Annotated in this window: 14 protein-coding genes; 1 reads left to right on the top strand and 13 read right to left on the bottom strand. The window is 45.2% G+C overall.

Annotated elements, in window-relative coordinates; translation table 11 throughout:
- Window positions 1-193: 193 nt before the first annotated feature.
- The 13 genes from NG833_RS31110 to NG833_RS27395 form a co-directional block, all read right to left on the bottom strand.
- On the bottom strand, window positions 194-313 hold the full coding sequence (locus tag NG833_RS31110; RefSeq protein ID WP_375293965.1) for a transposase family protein: 120 nt from the start codon (window positions 311-313) through the stop codon (window positions 194-196).
- Between the two features lie 734 nt (window positions 314-1,047).
- Entirely contained in the window at window positions 1,048-3,180 is a 2,133-nt protein-coding gene (locus NG833_RS27450; protein WP_254568447.1) for a mechanosensitive ion channel domain-containing protein, read from the bottom strand.
- A 315-nt stretch (window positions 3,181-3,495) separates the two neighbouring features.
- The gene (locus NG833_RS30680) at window positions 3,496-3,660 is read right to left on the bottom strand and encodes a transposase (protein ID WP_375293966.1); all 165 of its coding nucleotides are present in this window, start codon (window positions 3,658-3,660) and stop codon (window positions 3,496-3,498) included.
- A gap of 361 nt (window positions 3,661-4,021) precedes the next feature.
- Window positions 4,022-4,186: a transposase gene (locus NG833_RS27440; RefSeq protein WP_254568446.1), complete on the bottom strand. Its 165-nt coding sequence runs from the start codon at window positions 4,184-4,186 to the stop codon at window positions 4,022-4,024.
- Between the two features lie 32 nt (window positions 4,187-4,218).
- Window positions 4,219-4,749, bottom strand: a complete 531-nt coding sequence (locus tag NG833_RS27435; RefSeq protein ID WP_254568445.1) for a transposase family protein — start codon at window positions 4,747-4,749, stop codon at window positions 4,219-4,221.
- Window positions 4,750-5,132: 383 nt separating this feature from the next.
- On the bottom strand, window positions 5,133-5,327 hold the full coding sequence (locus NG833_RS27430) for an AAA family ATPase (RefSeq protein WP_254568444.1): 195 nt from the start codon (window positions 5,325-5,327) through the stop codon (window positions 5,133-5,135).
- A gap of 46 nt (window positions 5,328-5,373) precedes the next feature.
- Window positions 5,374-5,607, bottom strand: a complete 234-nt coding sequence (locus NG833_RS27425; RefSeq protein ID WP_254568443.1) for a hypothetical protein — start codon at window positions 5,605-5,607, stop codon at window positions 5,374-5,376.
- 131 nt (window positions 5,608-5,738) lie between these two features.
- The gene (locus NG833_RS27420; protein ID WP_254568448.1) at window positions 5,739-6,278 is read right to left on the bottom strand and encodes a protein kinase; all 540 of its coding nucleotides are present in this window, start codon (window positions 6,276-6,278) and stop codon (window positions 5,739-5,741) included.
- Window positions 6,279-6,918: 640 nt separating this feature from the next.
- Entirely contained in the window at window positions 6,919-7,545 is a 627-nt protein-coding gene (gene rimM / locus NG833_RS27415; RefSeq protein WP_254568442.1) for a ribosome maturation factor RimM, read from the bottom strand.
- Between the two features lie 158 nt (window positions 7,546-7,703).
- The gene (locus NG833_RS27410; protein WP_254568441.1) at window positions 7,704-8,870 is read right to left on the bottom strand and encodes a zinc-dependent alcohol dehydrogenase; all 1,167 of its coding nucleotides are present in this window, start codon (window positions 8,868-8,870) and stop codon (window positions 7,704-7,706) included.
- Between the two features lie 471 nt (window positions 8,871-9,341).
- A complete protein-coding gene (locus NG833_RS27405; protein WP_254568440.1) occupies window positions 9,342-9,710 on the bottom strand; it encodes a hypothetical protein in 369 nt (122 codons plus the stop codon).
- A 122-nt stretch (window positions 9,711-9,832) separates the two neighbouring features.
- A complete protein-coding gene (locus NG833_RS27400) occupies window positions 9,833-10,552 on the bottom strand; it encodes an SRPBCC family protein (protein ID WP_254568439.1) in 720 nt (239 codons plus the stop codon).
- Window positions 10,553-10,892: 340 nt separating this feature from the next.
- On the bottom strand, window positions 10,893-11,480 hold the full coding sequence (locus tag NG833_RS27395) for a 2'-5' RNA ligase family protein (protein WP_254568438.1): 588 nt from the start codon (window positions 11,478-11,480) through the stop codon (window positions 10,893-10,895).
- A 262-nt stretch (window positions 11,481-11,742) separates the two neighbouring features.
- Here NG833_RS27395 and NG833_RS27390 point away from each other — a divergent pair, with 262 nt between their 5' ends.
- Complete coding sequence (locus NG833_RS27390) at window positions 11,743-12,249, top strand: hypothetical protein (RefSeq protein ID WP_254568437.1); 507 nt, start codon at window positions 11,743-11,745, stop codon at window positions 12,247-12,249.
- The last annotated feature ends 201 nt before the right edge of the window (window positions 12,250-12,450 follow it).

Here is a 12,450-nt window from a genome sequence, read left to right as displayed (position 1 = left end):
AACAAATAAATCATCCTTGCTTTGATGCGATCGCACCTAACAAGGCTCTTTTAGCCCGCGCAGGCACCGCTTTGTCCTGTGAGCCTCCAGGCTTGAGCCTGCGGGTTTTTTGAAGGTTTTATTTTTTGGAGTTCCCTTATAGAAATTGTTTGAGCCAGGACTGTTGAATTATTCCATAATTTTCCATATTTTCCTATCCGTTACCTCCAGCTATTATAGATAACAAAGCAATCACTATAATATCTTTAAGTAAGTGGTGTTTAGTGCGGTCAACTCTTGGATCGGGTAGATCATCAAAATAATTCGGGAGCATCTCAATTTGGACAAGAGACCACACCCCCCAACCCCCTTCCCACCGGAGAGGTGGGGAGAGGTTTGGGGAGAGGTCAGAGCGGTTTTTAGGCAAAATTTAGAGGCTCCCAATAATTCAAAAAACCCCCTTTTAGTTCTTGCATAGAAATAGGTTGAGGCTGGGTTTTTATGGTTTTTAATTTAGCGCTCGCGACAACGGGTTAAAATCCTTTAGTCATAGAGTATTCATTCCTATTTTCTACTGAGAAAAGAGAGTTATTATAGAATCTCTCGGACAAACCGTTCAAATATAATACTGCACCTTCTTTTTGGTGTCTGTTAGATTTGATACCACATTAGATGCGCTGACCCGGCTTCCTCAGTCTGTATCTAAAATCCTTCGCTTATGCTGCGCTGACCTTAATGGGGACTTCTCACTAAGTATTTCTGCTTGGTTATTAACTGGGATGCTCCCGTTTAAACCAGTGGTCTTTTTGAGAAGCAAACCAACCTTGGAGTGGTTCTGTTTTCTCAGAAGGGGTTCTGGATCGGGAAACAGGGGTTGGTTACACTGCGGGAGAAAAGCCCGGGAAGAGGAAAGCAGAATTCTGCATAGTCTTCTCCGGGCTTTTACTTTTGGGGGCTGTTGCTTTTAGGGCTGCATTTTCGTGGATGGAAATGAGGCCAAAAAAAATAGCGATCGCTTCTAGTGCGATCGCCGCCATAGCCTTCTGTAGAAAAGCTCAAAATTGCCGACTACACCCCTTGTGCAGCAGAGGAAGTCGCTTTTGGCGGAGAAATCGGGGTCATGCCGCGTCCCATTTCCGGAGTTTTGGCGAGCTGAATGGGCAGTGAGCCGTTTCCGTTCGGGATATAGTGCAAATTGATTTCTTGGTAATCCACCATATCGATGCCCTCTTTAGCCAACCGTTCTTGGAACTGGGCGAACAGATTGGCATACACCGTCCAGCGATTTTCCGTTTTGGTAAACGCCGTAGCGAGGACATTGATGGCCGATTGCCGGAATTCCCAAGGGAACATAAACGGTGCGGGGTCATCCAGAATCAACGGGTGTTGTTTGAACAGATCCATCAAAATCTCTTCAACTCTGGGAAGGGGAGACTCGTAACCAATTTGGAACGAAATACTCACCCCACGCACGTCATGACCCGTGTTGTTGGTAATCGTGCTGCTCCACACCGTATTGTTGGGAATGGTAATCAACTGGTTGCTGAACGAGTTGATTTTCGTACCGCCCAAGGTGATGGAATCCACAAAACCCCAGACATCGCCGATTTGGATTTCATCCCCCACATCAAAGGGTTTGTACACCATCAGCATCAAACCACTGGCTAAGTTCCCCAAGTTCGACTGCAGCGCAAAGGCAAGGACGAAACTTGCGCCCCCAACCAAGGCTAAGAGGGGGCCTAGAGCGACTTCCAGTGCCGCCAGGCCTAACAATACGCCCAAAACGATACCGCCGCGCTTGATCGTCATGCCCAGGAACTTGACCAGGATCGTAGAAACCTTTCCAGACATCGAGAGGGTACGTTCGACTATCCAACCCAGAGCTTGAGCGGTGAGGGTGGTGGCAACTACAATCCCCACAAATGTAGCGGCGCTGGTTACCCAGCGCATTCCGCCTTCATCGGACTTCGCCCAGCTCACTAAGCGCAGGGCCAGCCCTTCGCTATCGTTCAAGTCGATTTCCACCCCGCTAATCGCATGAATGTATTTGCGGTAGGATGTGGAGTCGCCGCCTTTTTTATCCAGTTCGTTTAAGACGGCTGTGAAGCGATCGATAATTGCCGTGCGCTCGTTCTGAAATTCGGTCACCGTCACCACCAGTTCATTTTTTTGTTCCGACTGAACTTCGGAGTTTTCTTCTAACTGATTGGAGGTGTTATCGATCTGTTGTTGTTGTCTCTGGAGGTTCGCGTCCCCTTCCATCCCCGTAGGACCAGCCACAAAGCTCTGTCCGGCACTATCGATTTGGGTATTCTCCAGAGTGGCGGCGAGTTGTTCGGTTTGCTGAGAATTTTGACTTTGGTTGGTGGGAGCAGAGGGGCCTTCGATCGCTTCTATTGCTTTGATCAACGCTGCCTCGGCTGCATCAAAGTTTTGGGTGGCTTCTTCTGCTTCTGGAGTGTTGGGTTCGGCTGCCTGGAGAGCTTCCCTGGCCTTTTCCACCTCCCGAACCGCCGTGTCCAGGGTATCAATCTTGACCGTCTGTTCGTTATACTCAAAGGTGCCGGGATAATACAGAGTGTCGCGATCGGCCTTGGTTGTTTTCAGCAGTTTCTTGGCTTTTTCTAGGTTTGCCGTTTCCTCCGCCTTGGCTAAAGAGGCGTTGAGGGCTTCGTCTTCCTCAAGTGCTCGTTGGATCTCCGATGATTCCTCAACCGCTGCTTGGGCGTCTTTGAGGCTTTCTTTGGCTTCTTCTATTTTTTTCGTGGCTGCCTCATACTCCGGAGTGCCTGGAGCGGCAGTTTTTTGGGCTTCTTCCGCTTCGGAAAGGGATTGTTGCGCCGATGTTAGAGCTGCAATGGCCTCTTGTTCCTTGGCGATCACCGCGTTTTGTCGCTTGATGGCGATTTCCCCATTGCTGATTTCTTGGACTTTTTGTTGCAGGATCAACAACCACGCCGCTGCCTCGACTTGGAGTTCTTCTAAGGTGAGCGGCTTGACCATCAGCGCCAGTTCGTCAACGGGAATGGAAAGATTTTTGGTGGTAATGGCTTTCTCTACGTTCGGATCTCCGGGGATAGTCTCCTCTAGGGTAGTCTCCATCACGCTCGGCTCCTCCTGGGAGCGAGCAGGGGCGATCCAACTCACCAAGGTGCAAGCAATTCCTGCTACCACCACAGATACAATACGGTAGCGAAACATTGGTTTATCCTCTCTCGACGAGTAGCCTGTGTTTGTTAGTTCTTAGATTTGTAGCTTACTCACAATTTTTACATTTGTCAATCTAAACTTTTTCGTAATTCTCGTTACGGGTTTTACCGTTGATAACGGTTATCGCCTCATCTCCAAGCGCTTCGAGGGTTTGGTTTGGCGTTGCACAGGCATGGTATGATCTAAATAAAATAATGTAGATCTTCTACCAGTTTTGGCTGTTCAGACTTTTTGGTGATAAGTTTTTCTAATCTGTTGCTGAGCGCTTAAATGTTTTTAAGTGGCTACCTCTCTAATTTATAATGACTATGATGAAAAAGCTGCTAAAAGACGTAACCGAAAGTTTTCAAAACTTCTAAATCCATAGACGGGTCGCTTTACGAGATTTATCTTGTTGTTAATTTCCTCTATGACTCCACTACTAGCATGACTAATAAAGTAATTACAAATTGTTGATATAGCCTTTCTCATGTCCATAAGGTACACCAAACCGTCGGCGGCCCAAAAAGGCAGAGGAGCTTTGAAAAGTAGCTCATCAGTCCACCGAAACGCTATAAGTGTTCCTCCATAGTATTAATAAATTCACCCTATACTTGCCGAGATTTATTTAACCATTCTTGAAAACGCTTTTCTTTCGCCTTCTGAAACATTTTGACTTGTTTCATAAATGTTTCAGAATTCCTCTTTATATTCGTAAGCTGCCTTCACAGGCTTAGATTAAGATAACAGGTTTTCTAATTCATCCCGGTCAGAATCGTTTAAAACAATTTTCTTTCTCAAAACAAGAGAAATTTATTCCTTTTTTAACCACCAGAAGATTTAGAATTTTTTTCTATTCTTCAATCAGAAGTTTCATTACATGAAATCTGTCCGTCACAATTTGAGCATTTGGGAAAATTTTTTTAATAACTTTAGGAAAGTCATGCCACATATCAACACTCACTTCTTTTACAGCTTTTCTTGCTTTAATCGGAAGTTTAGAAAGCCTTTCTATCAAACAATATTGAGTCTTTCTATCAATAACTTCTATTAGCTTTTTTTATCTAAATCACAGAGGACTGCTTTATAATTTTGATGCCCTTTATGCATCGCAATTTCATCAATACTTATCCGTTCAGCTTCGAGCCAATGCTTATCCTTTTGCTTTCTAGCAATTTGATTAAATATTCCTTCAATTTCATCATAAGATAGTCCTTCAACCGAGGCAACTTGAGCTATGCTTGATGAAGTTACTCGGCCAAAAATATTAATTTCATATCGCAAAGTATGCCTCCGCTTCCAGTCTATCCATGACAGGTTTTCCGTGAAATATTTTTGACAACAACGGCAATAAAATTGCCTGCGTGACACCAGCAAATAAGTAGATTTATTAAAACAAGAAAGGTCTCGGACTATGATCGGACGATTTTGATTAATTTCGGTGGTATAGCCCTGGCATTTGGGACAATTTGTCCCTAAATTGGTCAATTTAATGTTCAGGTAAACTTCATCTTCTCCGGTCAAAACTTTAGCAACCGTAACTTCAGGTAATCCCAGCATTAAATTCAGATAATTTTCCATAAGCCTGAGTGCCTCATTTTTTGTACAGAAAGAGTGATGGGCAATTTTTGCCCAATTTTTATAGCCTTTCTCATGTCCATAAGGTACAGCGATGGCGGCCCCAAACCGTCGGCGGCCCAGAACGGGCCGCCTTATGCTTTGAAACGTACCTCATCAGTCCACCGAAACACTATATCAGTTTAGGGCTAAAGGAATTCCTAACTAAATTTAATTATTTTTTTAGTATTTTGGGGATTTATGAGACTCCTTTGGGTCACCCTTAGAGCTATAAACCTTAACCTATATGGCTTTCAGCTCCTAATCTGGCGAGCGAGTACAGAATTAATTAGAAAAACTTATCACCAAAAAGTCTGAAGAGCCTCACATCGATAATCACTTGTCCATTATTTCCCAATGCAGATCAGAGTCTTTATTTTCCAAATCTGGATTTGGGCATCTCGTTCAGTCAGCAGTTGCAGAATTAAGGACTTGAAGGCTTGAATCAGAGACGCAAACGGAACATTGCGCTTAAATTGGTCAAATTTACCGGCAATAAAATAGCCCCGTTGTCCCCCGATCGGTTCGTGAACTTCTGCCACTCAAACGGTTTTGCCAATGCCAGAATAGCCGGAAACGAGCATGAGTTCAGTCTGGCCATTCGCCCCCCCGTTCAAAGGTGTTTAAAAGCGTCGCAATTTCTGCATTTCGTCCATAAAGTTTTTGAGGAATGGTGAGTTGTCCCGCTTTGTCTGCATGACCCGGAATGAACTGAGTAATTTTCCCAGTGGTTTGTAAGTGGATTAAACCAGTTTCCAGGTCAAATTTTAATCCGGCTGCACTTTGATAGCGGTCTTCTGCGGTTTTGGCAAGCAATTTCATAATCAAGGCAGAAATTGCTTCGGGAATATCTGGCTTGACTTGATGGGGGGGAATCGGGGTTTTGGCAATATGACTATGAACCAGTTCTAAGGGGTCGTACTGGTAAAGGGTAACCTTCCCGTTAACAGTTCCTAGAAGGTAACTCCCAGGGAATAAAAATCAGTCCGATAGTCTACACTCCGGTTCATTCTGCCCGTTTGTTCCAAAGATATATAGGCGAGAGTTCCTTCGAGTAAGTCGGGATGACTGAGGGTGGGACTTTCCCGTTCTAGGCGGGAGGCTATGCTGAAATCAATCAGTTGAATGGTTTCGGTGAGGGGATTGATAATAATATTTTGAGGTTTGATATCTTTATGAATAATCTGATGGTTGTGGAGTGCGCTCAGAGCATCTACGAGGAGAATTGCCACCTCAAGAAATTTAATCATAGAAAGAGAGTGAGAAACTATCCACTCACTTAAAGCGATCGACCCGGTATCTTTTAGGAAAAGCGCCCACCCCTTTTTATAGGTTTCTAACCCGAGGGGTTGGATCATGGTGTTGATTTGGAGGTTTTCTAAAATTTGATATTCGTGGCGCAAGCGGGTAATGTCAGCGAGGCTGGGATATTCAGATTTGAGGGTTTTGACGATCGCCTTGGACCCATCGAGCTGGTTTTGAACACGATAAATAACTGTTCTGCCTCCTGAGTGCAGGGTTTCCAGGAATTCATAGTTATTTATTCAGTTCACAGCCATTCTGATTCTCCCAGGTCTGAAATTGAGGATGAGGGTCTGATTGTGAGTGGGAAGTTGAGCGCTTCCCCGTGGCGATCGCCTTTGCTCCGCAGTCTTTAGCTACCATTACATCGGCGAGTTCAAAACCAGTTATCCCAACCCCCATCTCTACATCCCTCAAATGCTGAGACGGGCGTTTAGATTATTCAAAATCTATTTTAATCTGATCTGTCCCAAAATGATAAAAAGCCTTTTAAATGTAATAAAAATTAACCGGCCTCTGAACAAGGACTCTCGCGATTGCTAAAATCAGGCCAGTGGTCTCTAATTCCTCGTAAAAATACCTAGCAATAACCGACATCGGGGAGAATATAGACCCCAGGCAGAATTCTAAAAAGCTATCCTTTTTAAGGGGGGTTAGGGGAAGCCATCGCGAATCCTGCCAGAAGTCTATCAAAAAAAAGGGCCATTACCCCAGTTGTTTCTTCCGTTTCTTCCCTTGAGGTGATTGCATCCCTCAGTTTATCCTCCGGTTTTAGGGTTGATTTCTTGCTTGAAACTCCCTCATCAATTCCCCCTTAATCAGACTAAATTATTAATTATTCACTTCTAGCAAACCCGGGGGTGGATTGATTTCCACGCGACCGGCTGCCATGTCCACAATCGGGACAATTTCTTTCACAAATGGAATTAAAATATTGGGCTGAGATTTGCGTTTAGCGGGAGTCTCTGGGTTGTCCGAAATCTCAGGATTTTCAACCGATGCAACCGGAGGTTTAATGGCTAAAATATCATGACCGGCGGTGAGGATTTCGACCACCGTCCCAATTTCCTCTCCCGTGCGTTGGTCGATCGCCACTAATCCAATTAAATCCTGGATATAATACTCATCTTCCTCTAAATGGGGTCGATCGCCTTCAGGCACTAACATCACACAACCGCGCAACGCTTCGGCCTGATTGCGATCGCTCACCCCGGCCAATTGAACGATAAAGATTCCCTTATTTTCAATCAATCGACCGTGAACTAATTCCACAGGTTGAGGCGTGGATTGATTGGGATACTTTAACCATCGCTGTCCCGGTTCCTCAAACCGTTCAGGGAAGTCTGTGGAGGGATAGACTCGAACTTCACCATTGAGACCTTGCACGCCAATGATTTTACCAATTTCGATCCACTCGTCGGAAGGGCGTGTTTTCGGAGTTGAGGGCTGTTGTTTCATAGTTAGTTATCACGACAAAAAGAGGGAAGGATAGAGAATCCCTGCGGCGATAGCGGGCGATCGCCATCATGACAATCGCCCGCTATTAAGTTCCGCACTTCCAGAATAGAGGGCGAAAACTGCGCTAATCACTCAAGGCAGTCGCCCTCCTCTGAGGGTTAAGGATTTAAGACAATTTTAATGCAATTGTCACGCTTATGCTTAAATATTTCATACCCTTGAGGTGCTTCCTCCAAACCCATCTCATGGGTAATCACAAAGGTTGGGTCAATATCCCCATTTTGGATGCGATCGAGCAACGGTTTGAGGTATTTATGAACATGAGTTTGTCCCGTTTTCACCGTTAACCCTTTAGAAAACAACGCCCCCAAGGGAAACTTATCTACAAATCCGCCATAGACCCCGGGAATCGAGAGAGTGCCGCCTTTGCGACAAGCAACGATCGCCTGTCTTAATGCCGTCGGGCGATCGGTTTCCAACCGTAAACTTTGTTTTGCCTTATCATAAAAGGCATCTAATCCAGTCCCGTGAGCTTCTAATCCCACCGCATCAATGCAAGAATCCGGTCCAATGCCGCCAGTCATTTCTTTAAGCGCTTCCCCGGCATCGATTTCTTCATAATTAATCGTTTCCGCTTTCCCTTCTCGCGCCATTGCCAACCGTTCCGGAACCCGATCGATCGCAATCACGCGATCGGCACCTAACATATAGGCACTTCGGATCGCAAATTGTCCCACAGGACCACAACCCCAAATCGCTACCGTATCCCCCGGTTGAATGTTACAATGTTCCGCCGCTTGATAGCCCGTGGGAAAGATATCGGTGAGAAATAACACCTGTTTATCGGTCATTCCTTCCGGTATTTTCAAAGCTGCGGTATCGGCAAAGGGAACTCGCACATATTGCGCTTGACCTCCAGCATATCCGCCCAACAGATGGGAATATCCAAATAATCCTGAAGGGGTGTGACCGTAAGCCTTTTCTACTAATTTACCATCGGGGATGGAGTTATCGCATAAAGACCACAGATCGCGATTACAAAAGAAACAGTGACCGCAAGCAATAGTAAAGGGAATCACCACGCGATCGCCTTTATTCAAATTCTTCACTTCTGGACCTTTATCGACCACTTCTCCCATGAATTCATGGCCGAGAATATCTCCCTTTTGCATCGTGGGAATATATCCATCATAAAGATGTAAATCAGATCCACATATCGCCGTTGAAGTGATTTTTAAAATGGCATCTCTAGGATTTAAAATACTGGGATCAGGAACGTTTTCAACCCGTACATCGTTCTTACCATGCCAGCAGACTGCTTTCATTTTTTGAATTCTCCTAAATTTTAATCAAGGGTAATTTATATAGCGGTTCCCGCATTTAGGGTTAAGGATTAGGGTTTTTACGTTTTACATTTAGGGTGATTCTCCGGTCCCCTCCTAGGGCTGTTTCATTCTAAAATTTTCCCGACGCCGTAAGCGTTAAAAATCACAGGTTTTCGGCCTTATTTCCTAAGTTGAAACTCAGAAAAAGAGACCACCCCGTCCCTTCGGGACACCCCTCCAAGGGAGGGGAATAAGCCTGTATCCCTCGCCAGATAAAGCTTATGAACAACCTAAAAATTAATTTGTCCCGGAGAATGAAACAGCCCTAGGTCCCCTCCCCTTACGAAGGGGAGGGTTAGGGTGGGGTTCTTCCCGATTTTGCAAAGAAAATTGTCCCTACTTTATCCAGTCTTCTCCCCTGAACCCAGGGAAAGCTTGGGATTTCTACAGAGTAGAGACATCCCTCCCAAATTACCGGCTATTGGAACGAGGAGTGGCGGACCGAGTTCCAGGAGCATCGGGGTTATCCGGATTCAGGGTTTCATCAATATTCTGCTCGATTACTTTAGGAATATTTTTCCCCAAGTTGCGAATATTTTTTAAACCCGTATCCCCAATTTCTTCACTGGGGAAATCTTCAGCACTGTTTTTAATCTTCTTAACCGTGGCTGAGTCTACTTGTTCGGGATTATAGTCCGGGGTCACTAATTTAGCAGCCTGGGCGCTATTATCCGTGACGCCTCCAAATGCAAAGCCGAACAGCAAGGTGAGGGTAGCTAGACACCAGCCAATCGTGCGATTGAGGCGAATATTTTTTAGCCAAGTTCTGTTTAAATTCATAAGCTCAATTGGTTTTAATGGTTTTCAAGTTTTTGGTCAAAACTTACTTTTCATTGGAACAATAATCAGGAAATTTTGTCTCTTTCTTTAGGAATAAATCCTTATTCCAATTAGGCTTAAATTTACGAAGCGCCAGAAGGCTGACCTTCTATGGTGGCAATTTCTCCCGCTTCTGCCAGCATTTTAAAACTGCGAATATCATCGCGAATTTGCTGTTCAGCGGATTGACCCACGAGGTGAGCAAAGGCATCGGTGAGTTTGCCGCCGGGGGGTTTGTATTCGAGGACAACTTTTACTTGAGTGCCTCGGTTTCCCGGGGCGGTTTGGAAGCGGACAAATCCGGAATTTTCAATATCGGCATCTTCAACGGAAGTCCAGGCAATCAGATTATTTTTTCGGTCGGTGATAATTTCGGCATCCCATTCTAAGGTGGTATTTAAAGGGGCTTCCGTTACCCAATGCGATCGCGTCTCATCCAGAACTTTGACGGACTGGATATGCTTCATAAACAAGGGCAGATTTTCAAAATTGCGCCAGATGTGGTAAAGTTCATCTGGACTACGATTGGAGATCGTGACGGTTTGTTCAACGGAGATTTTATCCGTGCCTTGAATCGCCGACTCGACGGCAGATTTCAAACTGGTTTCAGAGGTAGCGGCACGATAGGCTAAACCACCACCGGCGATCGCGAGTAAAGCACCGCGTAAGGAAGCTTGCTGCAATCCCATTAAAACCATTGCACCGCCGCCAATCAAGGAACCCCAACGCTCAGAATCACTCATGGAGGTATTTTCAGGCGATCGCGGTTGAGAATTGGGAACCGAATCGGATGTGGATGACATAATTTTTTCCTCAAATCAATCGGAGTTGTCCGGACAAGGGACAACTCGCGAATAACAAATAAGTCTGTTGACCACTTTAGCGAGGAGGAACTCCGGTGCACTCTGCCAAAAGGGGGAAGCAACGCTCACTCGGTGGGGATAGATGAAGCAACGCTCACGCGATGGGGATAGATAATGAAGCGATCGCCCGGTGGTCACTTGATTCTGAACCCGTGGAATAAAAACTACACCTTAGAGGATTTGGCGATAGAGAAAAAGGATTTTAACGAACCAGATTAGGTTGAAATTCCCGCCTAAGCGGGAATAGAAGGAAGAACATCTCCACAGGTTGCTAGGGAGTTTAATTGGGTTCACCTAATGGTTCAGCAACCGAAGCTTTTAAGGGAAATTCCCCACAAATATGCCACCGCCTGTCCTGAAATACCAGTAAAGTCAGATGACTAGCTGAACATTCATAGTACAATTCGCGGTCTTTAAATTCCGCCCAGCCCATATTAAAATGATGCCGTCTAAGGTCTTTAAAGGCGATCGTCATGTGCGGGGAAAACGATCGCCCCTTAGATTTCGGGTCATAAATTCCCAGGGACGAGTTGAGATCTGCAGCTAACTCCGACTGAAATAACAACAATTCTGGGGTTTTCTTGACATTAATATAAACCACTCGGGGCGGAAACGAACCAAACCCCGACAGGACCATCGGCACAAGTGTCCGAACCTTGGCAAACCCTCTGAGGAACTCTTCCAGCAGTCCCTGTTTTTGCACCTCCCATTCAAAAGGGGGTTGTAGGGTCACATGGGGAGGAGACTTAAGGGCCTGACGAGTTTGGTAGTTCTCAGCAAAGTGCTGTTTGTATCCAGTGACTTCTTCCTGAATTGCCTCTGGGGGCAAAAGCGCAATAAAATATAAAGTAGGATCGGTTGAAATCATGGCATTCCTTGGGTGTCAACATACAATCGGTTTGTTCATCGGGGCCTCAAGCCTGGTGTATCCCTGGGGTAATCGCCCTAAACCGGAGAACCCTGGAGTCCTGACCCAGCTAAACTTACGATAAATCATCCGCTCAAGGATATAGAGTAACCTAATCCTCAATCACTTGGCTGAATTTTGAAAGGGATTTGCAGCGATTCGTCCAGTACAATAAGCTCAATATCCCCTGTTTTGCGCCAATCTGGAAAAATACTTAATCCAATTGACGCCGGATGACGGGCTGAAATATCAGCAAATCATGATGACTGATGCGATCGCTTTAAAAGATATGTCCCGAAGCATGACTACTGAAAGTTCTCTCGTTCCCCTCTCCGCCCTCAATCCTTTTGAATCCCTGACTCCGGAACAGATTTCCGAGTGGGCCGGATATCATTTGCAATATGTTGATTTTAAAGATGTGGTCAATGAGGAGGGACTCCATCAACTCCCGGATTTCCCTGGCTTATATTTCGTCTATTTTATCATTTATGATTCCAAGGGAAAATGGACCGAAAATTTAGTTTATATTGGCATTGCCACCACCAGTATCAGTCAGCGATGGAAGTCCAATCATCAAGTGCCAATGTTTGGAAAAATGCACAAATTGGGCATTGAAATTCTAATTAGAACTTTTACTCTCCTGCCGGGAATGGTAACTTCAGAAACCTTGCAAATGTGGGAGCAATCTTTAATTCAAAAGGTCCATCCGGTGTTTAATGAGGAGATGTAACGATTAGACTTGTTATTGCAAAATAACCGAGAGATCCCCCCAACCCCCCTTAAGAAGGGGGGCTTAGGGAACTCCAAAAAATAAAACCTTCAAAAAACCCGCAGGCTCAAGCCTGGGGCTACACGGACAAAGCGGTGCCTGCGCGGGCTAAAAGAGCCTTGTTAGGTGCGATCGCATCAAAGCAAGGATGATTTATTTGTT

Origin of the sequence: Oscillatoria sp. HE19RPO (genome assembly GCF_024220515.1) — a bacterium.
In the GTDB taxonomy this organism is placed as follows: Bacteria; Cyanobacteriota; Cyanobacteriia; order Cyanobacteriales; family Laspinemataceae; genus Laspinema.
Note: the sequence above shows the minus strand (reverse complement) of the source record. Positions and strands in the feature narration are given on the sequence as shown.

What these genes read in the sequence shown, in the direction of transcription:
- NG833_RS31110 (WP_375293965.1), bottom strand. Translation starts at nt 313, where the DNA reads ATGCTCCCGAATTATTTTGATGATCTACCCGATCCAAGAGTTGACCGC.
- NG833_RS27450 (WP_254568447.1), bottom strand. Translation starts at nt 3,180, where the DNA reads ATGTTTCGCTACCGTATTGTATCTGTGGTGGTAGCAGGAATTGCTTGC.
- NG833_RS30680 (WP_375293966.1), bottom strand. Translation starts at nt 3,660, where the DNA reads ATGAGAAAGGCTATATCAACAATTTGTAATTACTTTATTAGTCATGCT.
- NG833_RS27435 (WP_254568445.1), bottom strand. Translation starts at nt 4,749, where the DNA reads ATGGAAAATTATCTGAATTTAATGCTGGGATTACCTGAAGTTACGGTT.
- NG833_RS27425 (WP_254568443.1), bottom strand. Translation starts at nt 5,607, where the DNA reads ATGAAATTGCTTGCCAAAACCGCAGAAGACCGCTATCAAAGTGCAGCC.
- rimM (WP_254568442.1), bottom strand. Translation starts at nt 7,545, where the DNA reads ATGAAACAACAGCCCTCAACTCCGAAAACACGCCCTTCCGACGAGTGG.
- NG833_RS27410 (WP_254568441.1), bottom strand. Translation starts at nt 8,870, where the DNA reads ATGAAAGCAGTCTGCTGGCATGGTAAGAACGATGTACGGGTTGAAAAC.
- NG833_RS27405 (WP_254568440.1), bottom strand. Translation starts at nt 9,710, where the DNA reads ATGAATTTAAACAGAACTTGGCTAAAAAATATTCGCCTCAATCGCACG.
- NG833_RS27400 (WP_254568439.1), bottom strand. Translation starts at nt 10,552, where the DNA reads ATGTCATCCACATCCGATTCGGTTCCCAATTCTCAACCGCGATCGCCT.
- NG833_RS27395 (WP_254568438.1), bottom strand. Translation starts at nt 11,480, where the DNA reads ATGATTTCAACCGATCCTACTTTATATTTTATTGCGCTTTTGCCCCCA.